The sequence below is a fragment of the Enterobacter sp. HK169 genome (genome assembly GCF_001719105.1).
Lineage (GTDB): Bacteria > Pseudomonadota > Gammaproteobacteria > Enterobacterales > Enterobacteriaceae > Enterobacter > Enterobacter asburiae_B.
Map to the genome: position 1 here is coordinate 2,682,486 of NZ_CP017087.1, position 24,800 is coordinate 2,707,285.

Genomic DNA, 24,800 nt, shown 5'->3' on the forward strand with positions numbered 1-24,800 from the left:
ATCCGATTACCAGTCCGCGTAAGGGATGAGCGGCTGCGGCGGTAAGTCCATATCGCCCTGCCAGCCTGCAGCAGAGTAACGCACATAGATCAGCGCATGGCTTGGGGTATAGTCTTTCGCTTCCTGAATATCCACGCCCATGCCCACAAACCAGTTGGACGTTACGCGGCGTTCGATAATGGCCCGCGCGGTATAACCCGTGCCTGAGGAACTGCTGCCGGTTTCCATCACGCCCCGGTCGGTATAGCGGTCTGGCTCATCGGTCGGGATCAGATTCTGGATCGGGTAGCGCAGTTCGTCTTTGGTTTTCGAGTGAGACCAGGACACCGAGCCGCCCAGCTCCCAGGACCAGTTCTCCGTGCGTTTACGCCAGGTCACCGGCAGTGCGAAGGAGACATACTCCTGCGGGCTGTAGTAGCCGCCCTGACCCAGGGTATAACCGCTCAGGTCTTTGTCGTAGTGCCAGAGCATATTGGAGACGCCGACCGTCAGGCGCTCGTTGTTTTTATTAATGAGCTTGTAGTAGTAACCCGTCATCCAGCGGACGCGCCAGTTATCTTCCACATTTTTACCCGTCAGCGTTTCCGCGTTCAGGCTTGACCAGACGCCGTTCGCTTCCCCTTTGTCATAGCTCACGCTTACGCCGCCACCGGTGGCACGTACGCCGCCCCAGGTGGTGCCGGTGTTGGTATCTTTTTGCCCGGCGAAGGCCAGCAGAGAGCTGGAGATGGGGCGGCGATGGGCGTTAACGGTATAGCCGACAGGGCCCAAATCGCTGCTGTAGCTGATGCCGCCCACCACGTCGACGACGTCAAAGCCCATTGGCGTGGTGCCAATATCCATCGCCCAGGTTTTATTCTGCCAGCCGACGGCGACGCTTGCGCCATTGTCGGACTGATGGGTGTTGCCGCTACACGGCGTTTCGTAGCAGGTCCCCCATTTTGGATCGTAGGTCCCGTTATTGTTATCAAATGAACCGGCGTCCATGTTGACCAGATCGCTTCTGAAGAACATGCGCCCGTCAGACAGCGGAGCATCCACCTGCAGCATGGTAGTGTGCGCTTTCAGGTCAGAATAGCCGCCCGTGCCGCTGGAGCCCCAGTAGTCGTGCTGCAGCGTGACGTTAACATCCTGCTGACGGTACAAGTCACCGGCATCGCTGCGCACGCCGCGCTTCAGCCAGTCGTCTTTTTCATCGTTACGCGTCAGACGAGTGAAACTATCGTTGTCGGCCGGACGCGTCGTGGTGATGCCCGTCGACACCATCGCGTCTTTATAGGTTTCCAGCGCCTGCTGAGGCTGACCGTTTTGCGCCTGGAAACGCGCGGCATCACGTAACACCAGCGCGTTTTCCATGGAGCCGGGCTGCGATTTAGCCTGCGGAATGATTTTGTTGAAGGTCTGTTCTGCGGCAGCGGAATCGCCCAGACCTGCCTGCGCCATCGCGATCCGGCGCTGCATGTTGAGCGACAGCGGCTGGCCGTTTTGCGCGGCGGGCAGTTTCGCCAGCTCTGCGCGCGCGGCATCTTTGTCGCCCTGCGCGCTATAAATCTCGGTCAGGCCGAGGATCGCGTCTTCGTTCTGCGGTTCACGCTGCAGAACGGCGTTATACGTCGTTTTCGCCGACGCCAGATCGCCACGCTGCTGCGCCCAGTCCGCCAGCGTCAGGTCGATGCGGGTGGAGGTCGGCTGCTGACGCAGAAGGTTTTCCGCCTCCTGCTCTTTGCCGCTATCGCGCAGACGGTTGGCGGTTTCCAGCACCTGGTTGCTTTGCAGGCGGTCGGCAAGCTCCTGAATATTGCCGTTCCACTGGCTGCGCGGCAGCGTGTCCAGATGCGCCAGCGCGGCGCGGTCCTGATCGTTACCGGAAAGATAGAGCCCGCTGGCGTACACCTGATCCGGATCGGTCGGTTTCTGGCTGGCAAGCTGACGCATCAGGGTATCCGCCTGGCTGCGCTGACCCGCGCTGTAGAGATCGCGCGAGAGACGATAGGTTATCCAAACGTCGCCGGGAGAGAGCGCCAGACGACGGCGCTGAATCTCTGCCGCCTGGGCGTATTTTCCCTGATTTTCCAGCTGTTCTGCCTGAGCGGAGAGCTGCTCGTTGGTCAGACTGCGTTCAATATCATCAATGCTCCGGCGCTGGCTGGCGGAGAGAGACTGGATAAACTGCGAGGCCTTCTCCGGGGACTGCGCGCGGTAAATATTAGCCAGGCCGCGGACCGCATTGCTGTTGCCGCTGTCCATACGCAGCGCCTGGCGATAGTAACGTTCCGCCGCGTCATTATCTTTACGCGCCGCGGCGGCATCGCCCAACCCCAGCACGGCATAACTGTCGGTATTGTCGATACTGCGCGCCTGCTGATAGTAACGCTCCGCCTGCGCAGGGTTATTCGCCTTCAGGGCCGCATCGCCCTGCTGGATCAGCAGCCAGTAGCGGTTGACCTTCAGCAGACTGTCCCATTTACCCCGGTTATCGCTCTGGGGATCGAGGGCAATCGCCTTTTCAAACTGCGCCACCGCGCGGGCGCGGTCGCCTTTCTGGGAATAGGCCTGGCCAAGGGCACCCACCGCTTCACTGTCGGCATGGTTGGCGCTGACGGCTTTTTGCAGCTCAGCCACCGCCTTACTTCCCTGCCCGGCATCCACCGCCGCCAGCCCTTCCGCTTTCGCGCGGAACGCCGGGTCAGCGAGCTGTTTTTGCTGTTCTTCGAGCTGGGCACGCGCCGCCGCGACGCTATCGCCGTCACTGAATACGCTCAGGTATTTTTGCAGCGCGCTGACGCTGGCGCTGCTGGCAGGCTGGCCTTTGATTTGGTCATACCACATATCAGACGCCTGGCTGCGCCCGTTGGTCGATTTAGCCATCTCCTGCAATACCGCAAAGCCTTCATCACGGCGTCCGCTCTGGAACAAAAGCTGGGACAGCGTCGCCTGCAGCTGCGTATTTCCGGGGCTGCTGGTATTGATTTTCTTGAGCTGGTTAATGGCCGCATTCCGGCGAGCAGGATCTTTGGCGACCACATTCCAGTATTCCGTCGCCACGTCGCCGCCCGGCGGGTTGCCGTCAAACAGCTTGTCATAGGCTGCAATCGCCTCCTGCGTGTGTCCCGTGGTGGCGAGCAAACGCGCCTGCTGGAGCTGCTGGCGGCCATCCGGCGTGGACAGCAGCATCGTGTTGCGTGATGACTGGTATGCACTCGAGCCCGGCGCGATCCCTTTCAGACGATCCAGCTCTTTTTGCGCACCGGCGTTATCGCCCTGGCGCAGCAGGTAGCGAAAGCGTGCGGCAATGACGTCAGGGTTGTTCGGGTCAATCAGCTCAAGACGGTAAAGCGACTGACGAACCAAATCCTCACGCTGTGTCGATTCGCCCAGCCGAACCTGTTCCAGCAGCTGTTTCTGCTGCGGAGAGTTAGCGGCTTCAGCCATCGGCATCAGTGCCAGGCCAAGCGATAAAGTGAGTAGATTTACTGTGAACTTGCGCATTCCTGGCCCCAATCCGGTATTAATTCACCTTTTGCGGTGAAGCGAAAACGATGCTGATCCCATCCTTGCCCAAAGAGAGTCAGCACGTAGCTGTAATAGGCATTGTTATCGGGAAAATGGTCCGCAACGCGCTGGCGCTGAACCGCCTGGGCATCACGTTGTTGTAAAAACGGTAGCATGGCGGCAGAGAACCCGACCGGGCCATTCCCGGTGCGTTTACCCGTCGCCACATCCACTTTCTCCGGCGGCACACCCCGTTTCATTGTCTTTGCCGCCATCGGCTGGAAGCGCGTCAGCAGCCGGGCTTTCTGAGGATCTTTATCACTCATCATTCCCACCCAGAGATAAACGCGGATGGCGTCGTAGCCGCCCACCAGCGATTTATCCTGCTGTAACCGCCAGCCTTTGTTTTTCTGATACTGAACCCAGTCCGGCGAAAACCCTTTCGGCGCGCTCTCCAGCAGCAGACGCTGATTGGTTTCACGAAGCTGGGTCCACGGGGGACCAAAGCGCGTGAAATAACTCGCTAACTGCGGAGGAAGATAGCTGGGGTTAAAACGCCAGACGTTTTCATCGGCAAAACCGACTTTACCGGGAAGCAGCATTGCGCCGAGCCCCGGCACTTTCACCACTTCCTCACTGACAATGCGTTTCAGCAGCGCCTTACCCGTGCGGGTATAGTCCGGATGTTTCCACAACCGGCCCGCTTCGAGCAGAGACCAGGCGATCCAGACATCGGCGTCAGAGGCGGAGTTGGTATCAATCACCGCCCACGTCTCTTTATCTTTCTGGCCCCATAGCCAGGCGGGCAGATGGTCGTTGAGATTGCCGCTGGCAAGATTATCGCGCGTCCAGGTCAGCAGCTGGTCAAACGCGCTGCGATCGTTCGCCGCAAGGGCAAAGAACAAGGCGTAGCTTTGCCCTTCAGAGGTCGTAATTTTGCGCGTGTCGCTGGGATCAACGACACGCCCACCCTCACTGATGTAATCCTTTTTAAACTGCTCCCAGGCAGGCCAGGTACAGGCGGCGCGAAGAGGAAGCGCCGCCAGCATCAACGCTGCTAATGCACACCAGCGAAAGGCTTTCATCACATCTTACTCATCCGGGTTCAGGCGACGACGGCTGATGATACGCAGCAGACGCCACAGCACCCATGCCAGCAAGACCACGCTGACCGCCGCCAGGATGGCGAGCAGAACCGGATGGTTAGCCAGCGCATACCACAGGCGTTCGAACCACGGCAGATGGCCCACGTAGTACACGTCGCCCACGCGCAGGCTATTGACGCCGGACTCACGGATCACCGAAACGGATCCAAACATCGCGGCACGTTTACCGCTGTCGTTCATGGCCGTATTGAGCAGTTCATACCCGCGCGGGCTGTCCGCCAGGAGAGCCACCACGCTACGCTGTTCGTTGTAAGGTGACTGGAAGCCCACCACCGCGGCCATTGCCCCCTGAGACGTTACCGTCGTCTGCGCGCTGGCCTGACGGTCGTTCATATCCGGCATAATGCTCGGGAACTCGGTCTGACGCAGCGGCGTGTTAACCCAGGACTGGGCCGCTTTCACCAGCAGATCGATACGTTTGTCATCCTTCAGCTTATCCGGAATGGTACCGATCACCATGATGTCAGCATCTTTGTTCTGGATCTGGCTGCCATCGTCCGTCAACGTGACGTTAATCGCCGGTAATCCCGTCTGTCCTCCAACGGTCGCCATGGTATCCAGCAGGGTCGTAACCTGCCCTTCGCTTGGCGCTTTTGGCATCACAACGATGGACTCAGAGAGATCGGCCATGCGGCTGAACGGGAAGCCCGCGTTAGCAAAGGCGCGCAGATCCGGCATCGCCAGGAAGTGATAGTACTTCGAGAAGTCGATAGTCGACTCATCGCCAATCACGACGTGGTTCTGTACGGGCTGGAAGGTGATGCAGTTTTCCGCCGAGCCGCCAGGCATCGGGTTCATGTACTGGAAGTCAAAGCGCAGCTGGTTTATCGCACCCAGCTTCAGTGCCGGGATGGAGACATCCGTTTTACCGTCCAGCAGCCCCTGCAACACCGGCAGGCGAAGCATCAGGCGGTTAGTATCCTGCGTGCTTTGCAGGCTGAACGATTGCAGGAACTGGTTGTTCAGGCTGATATCCATGCGCGAGCTGTCTTTGGTCGCTGGCGCGGTATAACGGTAGTTCAGATTGATATCAATGCCGTTGGTACGCAGCAGATACAGATCCGGCGGCAGATTCAGTGACAGGCTAATCGGCGCTGGCTCAAGCCCCGTCGCCTGCAGCTGTTCTTCATAGGTTTTCAGTTCGCCAAATGTCACCGCACGGTCGGTACGCACCCAGTTTGGCGCATCATAAGGTTTACGCGCCAGCAGCGGTTTGACCTCATCCACTACAACGCTGTTGCCACGGAAAAGGACGTTGCCCTGGGCAATCGCTTTTGCTGCCTGCACCAGATCTTTATCATCACGGCCAAACACCACCAGCAGCTTCACGTACGGGTTTTCCGGGTGGCTTATCATCTCAACGGTCGGCGCTTTGACGTCCGGATGATCGCGCAGGAAGGCCGGGCGTTTCGCGTTGGTCGCAAACACAATGGCATTTCTGTCCGGCAGTTTGTCATACATCGCCGGGAAGCTCTGTCCACGCCAGCCAGCACGTGAACCAAACCAGGACGCCACAATGGTGGCCGCCAGCTGCTCGGTCACGTCCGGGGATGATGCAAACACCATCGGCAGCGTGAGCGGACGGTTATCACGCGGATCGAAGAACGGAACCGGGAATGCCGAGAGATCGTTTTTCAGCGCCAGCGACTGGTAGGTCATCTGCAGCGAGGAGTTACGCCCGACGTCCATCCACAGCGTGTTGCTGGCAGGGTTTTCGCAGACATCGCGGTAGTGGCCGACAAATTCCAGACGGATACGGTTAAAGTCGGTGATGAACAGCGGGTTGATCGGCACCTGCGCCTGGGTTTTCTTGCCCAGCTGCTCTTTGGTGACCGGCAGTACGTCCATCAGCTCATCATTCAGGTAGACCTTCAGCTGGGACTGCGTCGGCAGCAGAGACGGCGACGGCGTGTATTCCAGGTTCAGCACCGCATTAGAAACGACCTCATCGCTACGCATGCCAAACTCAATGCCGCCGTTAGGGTTGATGCCGCGCAGCACCATACTGCCCGGAGGCGGTGCAATTTGCGCGAAGGTCAGCTTCACGTCCCGCGACGGCGCATTGTCCGCAACGACGGGCGCATTCGCCCCCCGGACGCCAGGCATCACCTGCCCGATGACCTGGCCGTCTGCCGGCAGGGTGTTCCCCTCCGTTGGCTGGTTCGGCATGATATTTTCTGTTTGACCAGGTGCCGCGGTGACAACCGGATCGGTTGCTTGCGCGACGACAGGTACCGTTGGCGCAGGCGTTGCCGCTGCGTTACCGGGAGCTGCGTTAGCCATTGTTGCGGGGAGGACATTCATCCCCATTGCCACTGCACATAACCAGGAAAGTTTTGTTTTCATCGCGTTATCATCATTGTTGAGCCATAACCGGGTCCGCCTGCTTCGCCTCATCCCGCTCAGGACGACGAGGAATGAACGACACGACCCAGGAAACCAGCGAAGTAAGTGACCGGAAAATTAATTTCACCGACGACGGGGCGAATTCTGCAAGGTGACGATAGCCACGGAACCCCAGCTTCAGAATATCCAGCAGGCTTTCCAGAGGTTTATCTTCCGGGAAGCTGTCCTGCCAGAGAGCCCACGTATCCGCGCGGGCAAACGTACACTGCACAAAATCGATATGTTGCTTTTTGGTCAACGGCATCAGCTGCAAACCGACTTCATTGCCCGCCACGCGCACAACCTGCGTCGGGAAGACATACTCCTGCTGGCCGCGCTTAAGCAGCAGGTTAACTTTCTGGCCTTCCAGCACCTTCGCCTGGCCGTTGATTTTGATCCCCAGACCACCGTCAGAGAAGTCGTGCACGGTACAGGAGAAGAGGTGGCCATCTTCACGGGCGATCGCCGCAGGCATGCAGATTTCAACGCGATGCGCACGACGAACCTGCTTGCTCTCCACCGACACCGCCACCGCGCCGCCGAGGATAATCAGGTTGTAGAAGACCCAGGCCATACTCACAAAGACGGTCAGGATTTCGTTTTCCGGGCCGTAGAAGTAACGCCAGATACCGGCGATGACGCCAACGATATTCAGCAATACCAGGAAGATATACGGACGGGAGATCACCCAGTCGACGTACTCCTCTTCCACCAGGCCGCCCTTGGCGGTGACGTTAAATTTCCCTTTGTGCGGGTTAATCAGCGCCACCATCGTCGGCGGTGCGATATACCAGGCCAGCACCGTTTCGTAGATTTCGCTCCAGAAGGAATGGCGGTATTTACCCTGTATCTTCGAGTTCGTCAGGCTCGCGTGGATCATGTGCGGCAGAACAAACAGCGCAATCATCAGCGCCGGGGCGTAAATGATATAAGCGTGAAGGAGCAGGAACGCCAGCGGCGCGGTCAGGAAGATCAGCCGCGGAATACCGGATAAGAAGTGGAACATGGCGTTGACGTAGCAGAGACGTTGCGCCAGCTTGAGCCCTTTCCCAATCAGTGGGTTATCGAGACGGAAGATCTGCACCATGCCGCGCGCCCAGCGAATACGCTGACCAATGTGCGCCGACAGTGACTCCGTTGCCAGACCGGCAGCCTGCGGAATACGCATATACGCCGAGGTATAGCCACGACGGTGCAGGCGCAAAGAGGTATGCGCATCTTCAGTGACCGTTTCGACGGCGATACCGCCAATTTCATCCAGCGGCTTACGGCGGATAACCGCACACGAGCCGCAGAAGAAGGTGGCATCCCACATGTCGTTTCCGTCCTGCACCAGGCCATAGAACAGCGTGCCTTCGTTCGGGGTTTTGCGGAAGCGGCCAAGGTTACGTTCAAACGGATCCGGCGAGAAGAAGTGGTGCGGCGTCTGCATCATCGCCAGCTCTTTCTCCTTCAGGAACCAGCCCATGGTCATCTGCAGGAACGAGCGCGTCGGCACGTGGTCGCAGTCAAAGATTGAGACAAACTCCCCTGTGGCATACTTCAACGCGTTGTTGATGTTCCCGGCTTTCGCATGCTCGTGAGTCGGACGGGCGATGTACTCGACGCCGACCTCCTCTGCGAACTGGCGGAACGCCGGACGGTTGCCGTCATCCAGGATCCAGACCTTGAGCTTGTCTTTCGGCCAGTCGATGCCCAGCGCGGCATAAATGGTGTTTTTCACCACGCTCAGATCTTCGTTGTAGGTCGGTACAAAGAGATCAACAGACGGCCACTGCGCGGTGTCTTTTGGCAGCGGAACCGGCTGGCGGTTGAGCGGCCAAATGACCTGGAAATAGCCCAGTACCAGCACGATCCAGGCGTAGGTTTCGGCAAACAACAGCACCAGGCCGCACACCAGGCTGACCGGATCGTCCCAGTTCAGGGTTGAGGTATAACGCCACCAGATGTAGCGACAGGAGACGGTCAACGACAGCACAATCAGCATCAGCGCCGAGAAGCGGCCCGGAATACGGCGGACCAGCAGCGCCACGCCCCACAGCAGGATCAGGAAGGTGAACTGCGCCAGAGGGTTGAAAGGCTGCGTAATACAGACCAGCGCCAGAATGAGCGAGAACACGACGATCACGCCGAGGATAAAACGCCGCAGGCCCGGGTGAAGATGCCCGAGCTCTTTATGGTTATCCAGATGGCTGGTCTTATCGCTTACGCTGTTGGGCAGTCTGTCCAGCCACTGGTGGTAGCGCTCACGTAACTGCTGGACGCGGGAGAAGCTGCGCCAGTGCGGCGTTATTTTCTCTGAGCGGGATGACGTGACCACCAGCCAGATGGCCTGAATGAGATATCGCGCCGGATCCAAAGGACGCGGCCGGTTGGGATTAATATGCGGATATAGCTCACTGTGCCGGGCACGTATGCGCTGCCAGCGCGGGTGTTCGAGTGGAATAAACATCCAGGCCAGAATCATCCAAAAACAGCCGAGCGCGGCGCTAAATGCCGAAGCACCGTGCCGGCGGAAATGCCGGTAATGTTCGCTCAAACGCGAACTGACCGGTGGGATGAGTAACCAGCTGGCGAGACGACTCATACAGAACTCCCTGCATGCTCCGCCCTGTTGGCGAAGTTCAGCAGACACCAGTTAGCCAGCGTCAGGATCTCTTCTGCCGCCAGTGAATCGCTGCGGTATTCGCCGAGCGGTTGCTTAGACGCAAGGCATTCCGCCATCCCCTCATCACGATGGATGACAATGGGAAGCAGACGGCGCTGGCTTTGCAGCCAGACCTGATACAGATCGTCCTGGATCTGGCTGCCAATGCGCAAATCGTTAATCAGAAGATGAGCGTTCTGAGGCAGCCCCTGCTGATGCAGGCGGATATGGCAGTTCGCATCGACGTTGACGATGGAAAGTATATGATCGCACTGGGCGATAAGCTGTCGAGTGAGCGTGCCGGCGCCGTGCGGCAGATCCAGCAGGATCCACTTGTAGTGCCCCTTTTCTTTCAGGGTTTGCAGCGCCAGCGTGAATTGCGAAAACAGGCGCTGATACGCGGCTTCATTCTCGCGTTCCGTGGTGGTCAGTTGCCCAAACGGCAGCAGATCAAGCTGGGAGGTATAGCGCATCCCCGCATCCTGCCAGTCTTTATCATCAAGCAGCGCGCGGGCCCAGCCCTCTTCACGAGAAAAGTCGACGTTAAACGACATACGCAACAAATTATCGGCGCAGGCGTCAATAACCAGCACCGATTCACCTAAAAGCTGTAATGACCACGCCAGCGCCGCGGTAACTGATGTGGTACCCACACCGCCACGGACACCCTGTAATCCGAGTATGGCCATCAATGGCTCCCTTATTGTTGATGGGCGAATTCAGCTAATAACGGCCAGCGTTTAATAGCCGCGGCCAACTGTTCCCGCTGGGAAATATCGGTGTAATCTATTTCAGGTAAAGAAAAGGCCTGCGTCAGCGCCAGAAAATCGTTTTGGAATGTGTAACCCAGAGTCGAGTCGACTGGGGTTCCAGGTTCGTTATTATCCATTCTTTTTCCATCCCTTTAAGGAAAATCGCACGCTAAAGAAGTTGCGGGGCTTCCTGCCCTGACAAATTTCATTTACATGCTAAATCTGATGTTCTTTAATTTCAATGTTAGGTTTATTTCTACGCTTTCGCTAGTAAACTGAGATACAGATAAATTAGACGAAAAGAGGGACACCGTGGACTCCATATTTTCTATTGGCATCCAGTCATTATGGGACGAATTGAGCCACATGCCAGTCGGAGGAGTCTGGTGGATTAATACGGACCGTAATGAAGATGCTATCAGTCTGGTAAACCAGACAATTGCTGCTCAGGATAAGGATTCCCGCGTGGCCGTCATTAGCATGGGCGAAGATCCGAAGAAAATTATTACGCTTGAAAGTGGTCGCGGCCCCCAGACGGTGCGATTATTTTCCATGACATCGGAAGCCGATAGTCTATACTTTTTGTCCCGCGACGTTCAGTGCTCTATTGATCCGGATCACTATTTTGTGATTCTGAAATGCGCAAATAACGTCCTGCAAAATATGCCCGCTGAAAAACTGCTGCCCTGGCTGGAAAAAATCAATAAATGGGCAAAATTTCAAAATTGCACGCTATTGATAGTCAATCCCGGCAGTAATAATGACAAGCTGTTCTCACTTTTAATGGGCGAATATCGCTCCCTGTTCGGTCTGGCAAGCATTCGTGACCAGGCAGGCAGCTATCTCTACGATATTGCATTCTGGTGTAATGAAAAAGGCGTGAGCGCCAGGCAACAGCTTACGCTGAAACATATTGAGGGCGAGTGGCACCTGGCGCAGCAGGAAGAAACCGTGGTGCAGCCGCGCAGTGATGAAAAACGCATCCTGAGCCATATCGCGGTTTTAGAGGGGGCACCCGCCCTGTCGGAAAACTGGACATTGTTTGATTCTAACGAAGCCCTTTTCCATGAAGCCCGCACAACCCAGGCGGCAACCCTTATTTTCTCGCTGATGCAGAATAACCAGATTGAGACGCTGGCACGACAAATCCACACCTTACGCCGCCAGCGCGGAAGTGCGTTGAAAATCATCGTGCGCGAAAATAATACCAGCCTGCGCGCCACCGATGAGCGCCTGCTTCTGGGCTGCGGCGCCAATATGGTTATTCCATGGAATGCGCCGTTGTCACGCTGCCTGACGCTTATCGAAAGCGTTCAGGGCCAGCAGTTTAGCCGCCACGTACCGGAAGATATTTCCACGCTGCTCTCCATGACGCAGCCGATGAAGCTGCGTGGGTACCAAAAATGGGATACCTTCTGCGACGCCGTGGGCAACATGATGAACAACACGCTTCTTCCTGCTGACGGAAAAGGGGTCATGGTTGCTCTGCGTCCTGTACCGGGTATTCGCGTTGAACAGGCTCTCACCTTATGTCGCCCGAACCGTACAGGGGACATCATGACCATTGGCGACAATCGCCTGGTGCTGTTTTTGTCCTTCTGCCGGGTAAACGATCTCGATACGGCGCTTAACCACATCTTCCCTCTGCCTACAGGGGATATTTTCTCGAACCGTATGATTTGGTTCGAAGATAATACGATTAGCGCGGAGCTGGTGCAGATGCGTGCGCTCCAGCCTGAACAATGGGTTAAGCCGCTCGCTATCAAGAGCGATGCCAAACCGATCCTCAATGCCAGACATGATGGACACGTCTGGCGTCGGGTTCCGGAACCCCTTCGCTTATTAACAGACAACGCGGAGAACGCATCATCATGAACATCAGCGATATCATTCAACTGGTTATATTCTGTGCGCTGATCTTTTTCCCGCTTGGCTACTATGCGCGCCATTCCATCCGCCGTATCCGTGATACGGCCAGAGTGCTGTTTATTAAACCTCGCTATGTAAAACCAGCCGGAACACTGACACGGGCATCACACGTCAAGGCAGACCGAAAACATGACTAATTCTACCTATACCGCTTCGTCACCCTCGCCGCTCTGGCAATACTGGCGCGGCCTTTCCGGCTGGAACTTCTACTTTCTGGTGAAGTTTGGCCTGCTGTGGGCAGGCTATCTGAATTTCCATCCCCTTCTCAACCTCGTGTTTATGGCCTTCCTGCTGATGCCGCTGCCGAATATCAGGCTACATCGCTTGCGCCACTGGGTCGCTATACCTGTCGGCTTTGCGCTGTTCTGGCATGATACCTGGCTACCGGGGCCGGACAGCATTATGAGCCAGGGGTCGCAGGTGGCGGGCTTTAGCGCCAGCTATGTCCTCGATCTGACCGAGCGCTTTATTAACTGGCAGATGATTGGCGCGGTATTTGTGCTGCTGGTTGCCTGGCTGTTCCTGTCACAGTGGATCCGCGTCACGGTGTTTGTCGTCGCGATTATGATCTGGCTTAACGTGCTGACGCTGGCTGGGCCGAACTTTTCGCTGTGGCCTGCCGGTCAACCGACCACCACGGTGACCACCACAGGGGGAAGCGCGGCGGCAACCGTCACAACGGCAGGCGATACGCCTGTGGTGGGTGATATCCCAACCCAGACCGCACCGCCTACTTCTACAAACCTGAACGCCTGGCTCTCCAGTTTCTATACCGCGGAAGACAAGCGACAGACTAAATTCCCGGATGCGCTGCCGGCGGATGCTCAGCCGTTTGAACTGCTGGTGATCAACATCTGCTCTCTCTCCTGGGCCGACGTGGACGCCGCCGGTTTGATGTCTCATCCGCTGTGGTCACACTTCGATATTCAGTTTAAAGATTTCAACTCTGCCACCTCGTACAGCGGCCCGGCGGCGATCCGCCTGCTGCGTGCAAGCTGTGGTCAGACATCGCATAAAAACCTGTATCAACCCGCCGGCAACCAGTGTTATCTGTTCGATAACCTCGCAAAACTGGGCTTTACGCAACACCTGATGCTGGGGCATAACGGCCAGTTCGGTAACTTCCTGAAAGAGGTGCGCGAACAGGGTGGTATGCAGGCACCGCTGATGGATCAAACCGGTCTTCCCGTCTCTCTGCTGGGCTTCGACGGTTCGCCCGTTTATGACGATACTGCCGTCCTGCAGCGCTGGCTTCAGACCATCGAAAAAGACAGCAATCCACGCAGCGCGACGTTCTTTAACACCCTGCCGCTACACGACGGTAACCATTTCCCGGGCGTGAGCAAAACGGCTGATTATAAAGTGCGTGCGCAGAAGTTCTTTGACGAGCTGGACGCGTTCTTCACGGAGCTGGAAAAATCAGGCCGTAAAGTGATGGTGGTTGTGGTACCTGAGCACGGTGGTGCGCTGAAAGGTGACAGAATGCAGGTGTCGGGTCTGCGTGATATCCCAAGCCCGTCCATCACTAACGTGCCTGCAGGCATTAAATTCTTTGGGATGAAGGCACCGCATCAGGGCGCACCGATTGAGATTACACAGCCAACCAGCTATCTGGCGATCTCAGAGCTGGTTGCCCGCGCCGTTGACGGGAAGCTGTTTGTGGAGGATAGCGTGAACTGGGATCAGCTCACCAGCAACCTGCCGCAAACCGCAGAAGTCTCAGAGAACGCTAACGCAGTCGTCATTCAGTATCAGAACAAACCGTACGTTCGCCTGAACGGTGGGGATTGGGTACCGTATCCGCAGTAACAAGGTATGACTTCCCTCTCCCCATCGGGGAGAGGGATAATGTCGACATTATTGCTGGGCGATCCACACCAGCATTTTCAGACTTGCCGAATAATAGTCGTCTTTAGAGGTGATTTCGGGTTCACCGGAAGACTGCCCCATCGTGAAATCACGTACAGCCAGCAGGCCGCCTTCCATCATGTAGGGCGCATATTCGTTGGTCGTGACGTTAACCCAGGCGGGCGTTTGTTCCCGGGGGAACTGACCGAACCAGGCCTTCCACGGCGTCAGCAGTGGGCTTTGCTTATCAGACCAGGCAACGTACAGCGGAACACGAATCGCGTCATAGCTCATTCGCGGCGGCCAGCCTTTGGCAGGAGCCAGCTTGCCACCTGATGCCAGTGAAACCCAGTCAGTGGGCAGATTCGCTTTACCCGAGCCCATTTTCCCCAGCAGGCGTTTCCCGTCCTTAATCAAATCGCGCCAGACCGGCAAATGGCTGCGTCTGGCGAAAGCTTGCCAGGCCGGAAACACGAAATAGGAAGGATTAAGGACGACTTCACCCTCAAGCTTAAACCCCTGGACGCCGGGCAGCATCACGCGGTAACCGGCATAGCGGATTACGCTGTGGTCAATCAGTGCTTTGGTAATTGCATCCGATGCGGCGCTGTAGCGCTTGTCATGCCAGCGGGCGTCGGCTTTCAGCAACGCCCAGGCAATCAGCACGTCGCCATCTGCAGCGTTGTTTTTGTCGGCGACCGGGTTGGACTCTGCGGGGTTATAGCGCCAGTAAAACAGACCATTTTCTTTGTTCTTTAGCCGACTGTCTGTCCATTGCCAGAGCTTATCGAACGTGGCTTTGTCGTCGTTGGCCACCGCCATCAGCATGGCAAAACCCTGACCTTCCGTATGCGACACGCCGCCATTACCGGTATCAACAATACGGCCTTCCGGTTTGAAAAAGCGGGCCTTGTAACTCTCCCAGGCCCGATCCGCATGAGAGAGAGGCGAAAACAGCACACTCATCATGACGGCCAGCGTTGCGCAGACGGGTTTTCGCATAATTAACTCGATCCGGTTATTCGGCACTTCGCAGTGAAATCTCACCGCCCATCCAGGGTTTGATCACGCCATCCTGCTCAAGAAGCAGCGCGCCCTGTGCGTCAATACCGCGCGAAGTTCCGTAGATCTCTTTATCACCAATCAGCAATTTCACCGGGCGGTTGATGAAGTTATCCAGCTTTTCCCAACGAGACAGGAACGATGCCAGCCCTTCCTGCTCAAAAAGCGTGAGTGAACTGCGCAACTCTTTAATCATACGCACGGCAAGGGTGTTGCGATCGATGACGATCCCCGCCTCCTGGAGGTTAGTCCAGGCCTGATTCACCACATCATTTTGTACATTGCGCATTACCATGTTGAGGCCTGCGCCGATGACGATTTGCGCTGCATCGCCCGTTTTTCCCGTCAGTTCGACCAGAATGCCGGCAAGTTTACGATCGTTGAGGTAGAGGTCATTAGGCCATTTAACGCGTACTTTATCCGCCCCCAGATCGTGCAGCACTTCCGCCATGACGATGCCGATGACCAGACTCAGACCAATGGCAGCGGCCGGGCCCTGCTCGAGTCGCCAGTACATGGACAGATAGAGGTTAGCGCCAAATGGCGAAAACCATTTGCGACCGCGACGGCCGCGACCGGCCTGTTGATATTCAGCAACGCAGGCATCCCCGGATTTCAGCTCAGGCAGACGATCCAGAAGATACTGGTTCGTCGAATCAATCACCGGCAGCACCGCAACATTGCCGTGTCCGATCTGGCTGCGGATCGTTTCTTCATTCAGCAATTGAATCGGTTCCGGCAGGCTGTAGCCTTTTCCGGGAACCGTGAACACATCAACACCCCAGTCGCGAAGCGTCTGGATATGTTTATTGATAGCAGCACGGCTCATGCCAAGCTGCTCACCCAGCTGCTCGCCAGAATGAAACTCACCGTCAGCAAGGATGCTAATCAGGGTTAAGGGAACGGTATTGTCCTTCACGCGATAGCCTCCACGGCATTAACTTCGCCTGTGCAGCCAATGAAGCGAACTTCTGGCTCCAGCCAGACGTTAAATTTTTCGCCCACACGCTGACGAACATAATGAGCCAGCTGTACAACATCATCGCTGGTCGCATCGCGCTGATTAATCAGCACAAGAGCCTGCTGCTGGTGAACGGCAGCACCGCCTACTGAAGTGCCTTTTAGCTGGCATTGATCGATAAGCCATCCCGCGGCAAGCTTCACGCTGCCATCAGCCTGAGGATAACGTGGCGCGGCTGGCCATCCTTCAAGAAAGACTTTTGCATTTTCGCTGCTGATAACCGGGTTTTTGAAGAAGCTTCCTGCGTTTCCGTTTACTTTTGGATCGGGAAGTTTGGTCATCCGCATATGGCAAACGGAATCAAAAACGTCGCGGGCGGTTACGGTAGCCGGATCGAGACGCGTTAAATCCCCGTAGGTCAACACAGGCTGCCAGTCCTTCGACAGACGCAGGCCCACGGCAACAATCACGTAGCGATCCTGATATTCATGTTTGAAGATACTGTCACGATAGCCAAACCGGCACTGTTCCGCCGTTAAACGCTTTGCCGTTCCGGTTGCCAGTTCGATGCAGTCGACATATTCACAGACATGTTTCAGTTCGATGCCGTAGGCACCGATGTTTTGAATAGGTGACGATCCGGCGCAGCCTGGAATAAGCGCAAGGTTTTCCAGGCCCGGCATCCCTTTTTCGAGGGTGAATTGCACCAGATGATGCCAGTTTTCTCCGGCCCCCACGTGCAGGTGCCAGCTGTCGGCACGCTCTTCCACATCAATTCCCATGATGCGGTTAACGATCACCGTTCCCGCAAAATCATCGAGAAACAGGACATTACTTCCTTCGCCCAGAATCAGTACGGGTTCGTTATTTTCAGTTGCGCTTTGCCATGCATCCAGCAACTGCTGTGCAGTATCGGCACGTACAATTTGTTTAGCATTGCGTTGAATGCCAAAGGTATTCCAGGGCTTAAGGGAGTGGTTCATAGACGCTATCCTGATGCAAAAACGCAGGTAGTTTACCGTATAAGCAGGGCGTTGGGGGATTAGTTTGTGCAGCCTATAAAAACGCAAAAAGGCCATCCTTGCGGATGGCCTTTCTACTTATTTGATGCCTGGCAGTTCCCTACTCTCACATGGGGAGACCCCACACTACCATCGGCGCTACGGCGTTTCACTTCTGAGTTCGGCATGGGGTCAGGTGGGACCACCGCGCTAAAGCCGCCAGGCAAATTCTGTTAATCTGTATCAGGCTGAAAATCGTGTCTGTCTTCGCCGAAACAGCTTCGGCGTTGTAAGGTTAAGCCTCACGGTTCATTAGTATCGGTTAGCTCAACGCATCGCTGCGCTTACACACCCGACCTATCAACGTCGTAGTCTTCAACGTTCCTTCAGGACCCTTAAAGGGTCAGGGAGAACTCATCTCGGGGCAAGTTTCGTGCTTAGATGCTTTCAGCACTTATCTTTTCCGCATTTAGCTACCGGGCAGTGCCATTGGCATGACAACCCGAACACCAGTGATGCGTCCACTCCGGTCCTCTCGTACTAGGAGCAGCCCCCCTCAATTCTCCAGCGCCCACGGCAGATAGGGACCGAACTGTCTCACGACGTTCTAAACCCAGCTCGCGTACCACTTTAAATGGCGAACAGCCATACCCTTGGGACCTACTTCAGCCCCAGGATGTGATGAGCCGACATCGAGGTGCCAAACACCGCCGTCGATATGAACTCTTGGGCGGTATCAGCCTGTTATCCCCGGAGTACCTTTTATCCGTTGAGCGATGGCCCTTCCATTCAGAACCACCGGATCACTATGACCTGCTTTCGCACCTGCTCGAGCCGTCACTCTCGCAGTCAAGCTAGCTTATGCCATTGCACTAACCTCCTGATGTCCGACCAGGATTAGCTAACCTTCGTGCTCCTCCGTTACTCTTTGGGAGGAGACCGCCCCAGTCAAACTACCCACCAGACACTGTCCGCAACCCGGATTACGGGTCTACGTTAGAACACCAGCCATTAAAGGGTGGTATTTCAAGGTTGGCTCCACGCAGACTGGCGTCCACGCTTCAAAGCCTCCCACCTATCCTACACATCAAGGACCAGTGTTCAGTGTCAAGCTATAGTAAAGGTTCACGGGGTCTTTCCGTCTTGCCGCGGGTACACTGCATCTTCACAGCGAGTTCAATTTCACTGAGTCTCGGGTGGAGACAGCCTGGCCATCATTACGCCATTCGTGCAGGTCGGAACTTACCCGACAAGGAATTTCGCTACCTTAGGACCGTTATAGTTACGGCCGCCGTTTACCGGGGCTTCGATCAAGAGCTTCGCGTTGCCGCTAACCCCATCAATTAACCTTCCGGCACCGGGCAGGCGTCACACCGTATACGTCCACTTTCGTGTTTGCACAGTGCTGTGTTTTTAATAAACAGTTGCAGCCAGCTGGTATCTTCGACTGATTTCAGCTCCACCCGCAGGGGCTTCACCTACATATCAGCGTGCCTTCTCCCGAAGTTACGGCACCATTTTGCCTAGTTCCTTCACCCGAGTTCTCTCAAGCGCCTTGGTATTCTCTACCTGACCACCTGTGTCGGTTTGGGGTACGATTTGATGTTACCTGATGCTTAGAGGCTTTTCCTGGAAGCAGGGCATTTGTTACTTCAGCACCGTAGTGCCTCGTCATCACACCTCAGCGTTAATAAGGTACCGGATTTACCTGGAACCTCCGCCTACATGCTTAAACCGGGACAACCGTCGCCCGGCTAACATAGCCTTCTCCGTCCCCCCTTCGCAGTAACACCAAGTACAGGAATATTAACCTGTTTCCCATCGACTACGCCTTTCGGCCTCGCCTTAGGGGTCGACTCACCCTGCCCCGATTAACGTTGGACAGGAACCCTTGGTCTTCCGGCGAGCGGGCTTTTCACCCGCTTTATCGTTACTTATGTCAGCATTCGCACTTCTGATACCTCCAGCATGCCTCACAGCACACCTTCGACGGCTTACAGAACGCTCCCCTACCCAACAACGCCTAAGCGTCGCTGCCGCAGCTTCGGTGCATGGTTTAGCCCCGTTACATCTTCCGCGCAGGCCGACTCGACCAGTGAGCTATTACGCTTTCTTTAAATGATGGCTGCTTCTAAGCCAACATCCTGGCTGTCTGTGCCTTCCCACATCGTTTCCCACTTAACCATGACTTTGGGACCTTAGCTGGCGGTCTGGGTTGTTTCCCTCTTCACGACGGACGTTAGCACCCGCCGTGTGTCTCCCGTGATAACATTCTTCGGTATTCGTAGTTTGCATCGGGTTGGTAAGCCGGGATGGCCCCCTAGCCGAAACAGTGCTCTACCCCCGAAGATGAGTTCACGAGGCGCTACCTAAATAGCTTTCGGGGAGAACCAGCTATCTCCCGGTTTGATTGGCCTTTCACCCCCAGCCACAAGTCATCCGCTAATTTTTCAACATTAGTCGGTTCGGTCCTCCAGTTAGTGTTACCCAACCTTCAACCTGCCCATGGCTAGATCACCGGGTTTCGGGTCTATACCCTGCAACTTAACGCCCAGTTAAGACTCGGTTTCCCTTCGGCTCCCCTATACGGTTAACCTTGCTACAGAATATAAGTCGCTGACCCATTATACAAAAGGTACGCAGTCACACCACAAGGGTGCTCCCACTGCTTGTACGTACACGGTTTCAGGTTCTTTTTCACTCCCCTCGCCGGGGTTCTTTTCGCCTTTCCCTCACGGTACTGGTTCACTATCGGTCAGTCAGGAGTATTTAGCCTTGGAGGATGGTCCCCCCATATTCAGACAGGATACCACGTGTCCCGCCCTACTCTTCGAGTTCACAGCCTGTGTGCTTTCGTGTACGGGACTGTCACCCTGTACCGTGCGACTTTCCAGACGCTTCCACTAACACACAAGCTGATTCAGACTCTGGGCTGCTCCCCGTTCGCTCGCCGCTACTGGGGGAATCTCGGTTGATTTCTTTTCCTCGGGGTACTTAGATGTTTCAGTTCCCCCGGTTCGCCTCGTTAACCTATGTATTCAGTTAACGATAGTGCAACGAATTGCACTGGGTTTCCCCATTCGGACATCGCCGGGTCAAAGGTTCATATCACCTCGCCGGCGCTTTTCGCAGATTAGCACGTCCTTCATCGCCTCTGACTGCCAGGGCATCCACCGTGTACGCTTAGTCGCTTAACCTCACAACCCGAAGATGTTTCACTTCATGATTGCGAAAATTTGAGAGACTCGAACACACCAATTAAGATGTGTCGTTTCAATTTTCAGCTTGATCCAGATTTTTAAAGAGCAAAACTTCGCAGTGCACCTTTTCAGGTTCACTCTGAAGTTTTCTTGTGTTCGCAGTAAAAGATGGTGGAGCTATGCGGGATCGAACCGCAGACCTCCTGCGTGCAAAGCAGGCGCTCTCCCAGCTGAGCTATAGCCCCATCGTTTATCATCTCTGTACCGCTCATCCTTTAAAAGGAGTTTGGTAGGCCTGAGTGGACTTGAACCACCGACCTCACCCTTATCAGGGGTGCGCTCTAACCACCTGAGCTACAAGCCTGCAGAGATTTTTACTGCTGTTTTTCATCAGACAATCTGTGTGAGCACTGCAAAGGCAGGTTCTTTAAGGTAAGGAGGTGATCCAACCGCAGGTTCCCCTACGGTTACCTTGTTACGACTTCACCCCAGTCATGAATCACAAAGTGGTAAGCGCCCTCCCGAAGGTTAAGCTACCTACTTCTTTTGCAACCCACTCCCATGGTGTGACGGGCGGTGTGTACAAGGCCCGGGAACGTATTCACCGTAGCATTCTGATCTACGATTACTAGCGATTCCGACTTCATGGAGTCGAGTTGCAGACTCCAATCCGGACTACGACGCACTTTATGAGGTCCGCTTGCTCTCGCGAGGTCGCTTCTCTTTGTATGCGCCATTGTAGCACGTGTGTAGCCCTACTCGTAAGGGCCATGATGACTTGACGTCATCCCCACCTTCCTCCAGTTTATCACTGGCAGTCTCCTTTGAGTTCCCGGCCTAACCGCTGGCAACAAAGGATAAGGGTTGCGCTCGTTGCGGGACTTAACCCAACATTTCACAACACGAGCTGACGACAGCCATGCAGCACCTGTCTCAGAGTTCCCGAAGGCACCAATCCATCTCTGGAAAGTTCTCTGGATGTCAAGAGTAGGTAAGGTTCTTCGCGTTGCATCGAATTAAACCACATGCTCCACCGCTTGTGCGGGCCCCCGTCAATTCATTTGAGTTTTAACCTTGCGGCCGTACTCCCCAGGCGGTCGACTTAACGCGTTAGCTCCGGAAGCCACGCCTCAAGGGCACAACCTCCAAGTCGACATCGTTTACGGCGTGGACTACCAGGGTATCTAATCCTGTTTGCTCCCCACGCTTTCGCACCTGAGCGTCAGTCTTTGTCCAGGGGGCCGCCTTCGCCACCGGTATTCCTCCAGATCTCTACGCATTTCACCGCTACACCTGGAATTCTACCCCCCTCTACAAGACTCTAGCCTGCCAGTTTCGAATGCAGTTCCCAGGTTGAGCCCGGGGATTTCACATCCGACTTGACAGACCGCCTGCGTGCGCTTTACGCCCAGTAATTCCGATTAACGCTTGCACCCTCCGTATTACCGCGGCTGCTGGCACGGAGTTAGCCGGTGCTTCTTCTGCGGGTAACGTCAATCGACAAGGTTATTAACCTTATCGCCTTCCTCCCCGCTGAAAGTACTTTACAACCCGAAGGCCTTCTTCATACACGCGGCATGGCTGCATCAGGCTTGCGCCCATTGTGCAATATTCCCCACTGCTGCCTCCCGTAGGAGTCTGGACCGTGTCTCAGTTCCAGTGTGGCTGGTCATCCTCTCAGACCAGCTAGGGATCGTCGCCTAGGTGAGCCGTTACCCCACCTACTAGCTAATCCCATCTGGGCACATCTGATGGCAAGAGGCCCGAAGGTCCCCCTCTTTGGTCTTGCGACATTATGCGGTATTAGCTACCGTTTCCAGTAGTTATCCCCCTCCATCAGGCAGTTTCCCAGACATTACTCACCCGTCCGCCGCTCGCCGGCAAAGTAGCAAGCTACTTTCCGCTGCCGCTCGACTTGCATGTGTTAGGCCTGCCGCCAGCGTTCAATCTGAGCCATGATCAAACTCTTCAATTTAAGTTTGATGCTCGTGAATTAAACTTCGTAATGAATTACGCATGTTCACTCAGAGACTTGGTATTCATTTTTCGTCTTGCGACGTTAAGAATCCATGTCACTTTGAGTGCCCACACAGATTGTCTGATAAATTGTTAAAGAGCAGTGCCGCTTCGCTTTTCGCAGCGGCGCGGGGTGTGCATATTACGCTTTCCCGCTTCAGAGTCAAGTGATTAATTTCGCTTTTCTCTGCTGACCCGGCGGCGTGTGTGCCGTTGTTCCGTGTCAGTGGAGGCGCATTATAGGGAGTTATTCCGACGTGACAAGCATAAAATACAAAAAACTTTTCGTTCGCTCACTTTTCAAACTTAACGCTTATTTATGTCGCGAATCGCCCGTTAAATGTGCGATTTCCCGCGCAAAACTGGCCACCTGCGACCAGTCGGTATAAACCACTTCTTTACGCGTATCGGTTTCACCCCCGGTCATCTTCATAATCAGGCGGATCATAAAGCGGTCATACCAGCGGTAGCGAGGGTAGCGCAGCGCGCCGGCAAAGACGGCGCACAGGTCTGGCTGCCACGGCGAGCTGAGTAAAAACTTGCGCGTGTAGCTGTTGGTCTGCGGCGTACGCTTCTCGGCTTTACGTGCGACCAGGTTGACCGAATAAAACGCACCGGGCAATTTGTTGAGCACCGCCGTGTGCTTTTTCACAAAGCGATCCAGCGCCGGATGGAAATGCCCGTAACGAATTGACGCGCCAATCACCACGCGATCGTACTCCTGCCAGGCTATCTGCTCCGCACGGTTCAAGTTCACCACATCCGAGTAAATACCCAGCTCTTTTAATTCCGACGCCAGACAGGCGGCAATCTCACGCGTTTGCCCGTCTCGCGTAGAGAAAAGAATCAATGTTTTCATCAACGGCTCCTTACTCGCGCCAGAATGTAGGGGTGAACAGCACCAGCAGCGTAAAGACCTCAAGACGACCAAACAGCATATTGGCGATGAGGATCCATTTCGCGACCGGGTTCATGCTGGCAAAGTTATCCGCCACAACGCCCAGGCCGGGCCCGAGGTTATTCAATGTCGCTACGACGGACGCAAAGGCGGAGAAATCATCCACCCCCGTCGCGATAATCGCCAGCATACTGACGATAAAGACCAGCGCATACGCCGAGAAGAATCCCCACACCGCTTCGAGGATACGTTCCGGCAGCGCGCGGTTCCCGAGTTTGATGCTATAAACCGCGTTCGGGTGGACCAGACGCTTCAGCTCACGGTTCCCCTGCTTAAACAGCAGCAGAATACGAATCACCTTCAGGCCACCGCCCGTAGAACCCGCACAGCCCCCGATAAATGCCGAGCATAACAGCAGCACCGGCAGGAACAGCGGCCAGCGCGCGATGCTGTCGGTGGTAAACCCGGCGGTCGTCGCCATCGATACCACCTGGAAGAACGCCTGATTTAGCGTGGTCAGCGCGGAGTTGTAGACATCATGGAACCACAGCACCAGAGTACAGATGATCACCAGCGTAAGCTGGACGCCAATGAACATGCGGAACTCAGGGTCACGCCAGTACACTTTCAGGCTGCGCCCGCTCAGTAAAGAGAAGTGCAGACCGTAGTTACAGCCTGAAATCAGCAGGAAAATGGCAATAATGGTGTTAATCGTTGGACTGTCGAAGTAGCCGACGCTGGCATCATGGGTGGAGAACCCGCCGATAGCGATCGTCGCAAAGCTGTGTCCGATGGCGTCGAAAGCGGGCATCCCGGCAAACCATAGCGCCAGCGCACAGGCCACCGTCAGTAAGACATAGATAAGCCAGAGGGTTTTTGCCGTCTCGGCAATACGCGGGCGCATTTTGTTATCTTTCAGCGGCCCGGGCATTTCGGCGCGATAAAGCTGCATGCCGCCAACGCCCAGAATAGGAAGAATAGCCACTGCCAGGACGATGATCCCCATCCCCCCGAACCACTGCAGCATTTGACGATAAAAGAGAATGGCGTGCGGGAGGGAATCCAGCCCCACCAGCGTCGTCGCCCCGGTGGTCGTTAAACCGGAGAAGGATTCAAAAAAGGCATCCGTGATGCTCAGGTTAGGCTGTTCAGAGAAGATAAAGGGCAGCGAACCGACGCTCCCCAGCACCGTCCAGAACAGGACCACAATCAGAAATCCTTCGCGAGATTTCAGCTCACCTTTCTGACGACGGTTTGGCCACCACAGCAGCGAGCCGATCGCCAGCGCGACAAAGAAGGTCTGGGTAAATGCCCGCCCCGCGCCGTCCCGGTAGATAAGCGCCACCAGTCCCGGGAGAATCATCGTCCCGGAAAAGAGTATGACCAGCAGTCCAACGATTCGGGTTATGGCACGAAAATGCATCTCTGCCGCTTCCTTTGGTA

The 24,800-nt window shown here is 55.6% G+C and carries 14 protein-coding genes, 2 tRNA genes and 3 rRNA genes; 3 read left to right on the forward strand and 16 right to left on the reverse strand.

Annotated elements, in window-relative coordinates; translation table 11 throughout:
- Nucleotides 1-6 precede the first annotated feature (6 nt).
- From bcsC to bcsR, 6 genes are read right to left on the reverse strand one after another with little or no spacing between them, the layout of a single operon-like run.
- Nucleotides 7-3,489, reverse strand: a complete 3,483-nt coding sequence (bcsC, locus tag EnteroDNA1_RS12795) for a cellulose synthase complex outer membrane protein BcsC (protein ID WP_069303404.1) — start codon at nucleotides 3,487-3,489, stop codon at nucleotides 7-9.
- The gene (bcsZ, locus tag EnteroDNA1_RS12800) at nucleotides 3,471-4,577 is read right to left on the reverse strand and encodes a cellulose synthase complex periplasmic endoglucanase BcsZ (protein WP_033146873.1); all 1,107 of its coding nucleotides are present in this window, start codon (nucleotides 4,575-4,577) and stop codon (nucleotides 3,471-3,473) included. Before bcsZ ends, bcsC begins: the two co-directional genes overlap by 19 nt.
- A 6-nt stretch (nucleotides 4,578-4,583) precedes the next feature.
- Nucleotides 4,584-7,004 (reverse strand): cellulose biosynthesis cyclic di-GMP-binding regulatory protein BcsB, encoded by a 2,421-nt coding sequence (gene bcsB, locus EnteroDNA1_RS12805; RefSeq protein ID WP_063409799.1) that lies wholly within the window; start codon nucleotides 7,002-7,004, stop codon nucleotides 4,584-4,586.
- A gap of 10 nt (nucleotides 7,005-7,014) precedes the next feature.
- Nucleotides 7,015-9,630 (reverse strand): UDP-forming cellulose synthase catalytic subunit, encoded by a 2,616-nt coding sequence (gene bcsA / locus EnteroDNA1_RS12810; RefSeq protein WP_029740462.1) that lies wholly within the window; start codon nucleotides 9,628-9,630, stop codon nucleotides 7,015-7,017.
- Entirely contained in the window at nucleotides 9,627-10,379 is a 753-nt protein-coding gene (bcsQ, locus tag EnteroDNA1_RS12815; protein WP_023333774.1) for a cellulose biosynthesis protein BcsQ, read from the reverse strand. The genes bcsA and bcsQ overlap by 4 nt, the downstream gene beginning before the upstream one ends.
- Before the next feature lie 11 nt (nucleotides 10,380-10,390).
- Entirely contained in the window at nucleotides 10,391-10,579 is a 189-nt protein-coding gene (gene bcsR / locus EnteroDNA1_RS12820) for a cellulose biosynthesis protein BcsR (RefSeq protein ID WP_008503237.1), read from the reverse strand.
- A 175-nt stretch (nucleotides 10,580-10,754) separates the two neighbouring features.
- Here bcsR and bcsE point away from each other — a divergent pair, with 175 nt between their 5' ends.
- Genes bcsE through bcsG form a run of 3 tightly spaced genes read left to right on the forward strand, consistent with a single transcriptional unit; the run spans nucleotide 10,755 to nucleotide 14,180 of the window.
- Nucleotides 10,755-12,317 (forward strand): cellulose biosynthesis c-di-GMP-binding protein BcsE, encoded by a 1,563-nt coding sequence (gene bcsE / locus EnteroDNA1_RS12825; protein ID WP_033146877.1) that lies wholly within the window; start codon nucleotides 10,755-10,757, stop codon nucleotides 12,315-12,317.
- Entirely contained in the window at nucleotides 12,311-12,508 is a 198-nt protein-coding gene (gene bcsF / locus EnteroDNA1_RS12830) for a cellulose biosynthesis protein BcsF (protein ID WP_024908822.1), read from the forward strand. The genes bcsE and bcsF overlap by 7 nt, the downstream gene beginning before the upstream one ends.
- Nucleotides 12,501-14,180, forward strand: coding sequence for a cellulose biosynthesis protein BcsG (gene bcsG / locus EnteroDNA1_RS12835; RefSeq protein WP_033146878.1), 1,680 nt, complete (start codon nucleotides 12,501-12,503; stop codon nucleotides 14,178-14,180). The genes bcsF and bcsG overlap by 8 nt, the downstream gene beginning before the upstream one ends.
- Nucleotides 14,181-14,228: 48 nt before the next feature.
- Here bcsG and EnteroDNA1_RS12840 read toward each other — a convergent pair whose 3' ends face one another.
- The 10 genes from EnteroDNA1_RS12840 to trkH all read right to left on the reverse strand — a co-directional run bounded on the left by EnteroDNA1_RS12840 (nucleotide 14,229) and on the right by trkH (nucleotide 24,780).
- Nucleotides 14,229-15,221 (reverse strand): glycosyl hydrolase family 8, encoded by a 993-nt coding sequence (locus EnteroDNA1_RS12840; RefSeq protein ID WP_069303405.1) that lies wholly within the window; start codon nucleotides 15,219-15,221, stop codon nucleotides 14,229-14,231.
- 16 nt (nucleotides 15,222-15,237) lie between these two features.
- Nucleotides 15,238-16,200, reverse strand: a complete 963-nt coding sequence (birA, locus tag EnteroDNA1_RS12845; RefSeq protein ID WP_048976750.1) for a bifunctional biotin--[acetyl-CoA-carboxylase] ligase/biotin operon repressor BirA — start codon at nucleotides 16,198-16,200, stop codon at nucleotides 15,238-15,240.
- Nucleotides 16,197-17,225, reverse strand: coding sequence for a UDP-N-acetylmuramate dehydrogenase (gene murB, locus EnteroDNA1_RS12850; RefSeq protein WP_064673664.1), 1,029 nt, complete (start codon nucleotides 17,223-17,225; stop codon nucleotides 16,197-16,199). Before murB ends, birA begins: the two co-directional genes overlap by 4 nt.
- A 126-nt stretch (nucleotides 17,226-17,351) precedes the next feature.
- Nucleotides 17,352-17,467, reverse strand: a 5S ribosomal RNA gene (rrf, locus tag EnteroDNA1_RS12855).
- 67 nt (nucleotides 17,468-17,534) lie between these two features.
- Nucleotides 17,535-20,440, reverse strand: a 23S ribosomal RNA gene (locus EnteroDNA1_RS12860).
- A gap of 172 nt (nucleotides 20,441-20,612) precedes the next feature.
- Nucleotides 20,613-20,688: transfer RNA gene (locus tag EnteroDNA1_RS12865), tRNA-Ala, on the reverse strand.
- Nucleotides 20,689-20,730: 42 nt separating this feature from the next.
- Nucleotides 20,731-20,807 (reverse strand) — tRNA-Ile (locus EnteroDNA1_RS12870).
- A gap of 69 nt (nucleotides 20,808-20,876) precedes the next feature.
- Nucleotides 20,877-22,418: ribosomal RNA gene (locus EnteroDNA1_RS12875) — 16S ribosomal RNA — on the reverse strand.
- Together the 16S, 23S and 5S rRNA genes with 2 tRNA genes alongside form the textbook arrangement of a ribosomal RNA operon.
- Before the next feature lie 354 nt (nucleotides 22,419-22,772).
- Nucleotides 22,773-23,318, reverse strand: coding sequence for a menaquinone-dependent protoporphyrinogen IX dehydrogenase (gene hemG / locus EnteroDNA1_RS12885; RefSeq protein WP_048980580.1), 546 nt, complete (start codon nucleotides 23,316-23,318; stop codon nucleotides 22,773-22,775).
- Between the two features lie 10 nt (nucleotides 23,319-23,328).
- Entirely contained in the window at nucleotides 23,329-24,780 is a 1,452-nt protein-coding gene (gene trkH, locus EnteroDNA1_RS12890) for a Trk system potassium transporter TrkH (protein ID WP_023309600.1), read from the reverse strand.
- Between the last annotated feature and the right edge of the window lie 20 nt (nucleotides 24,781-24,800).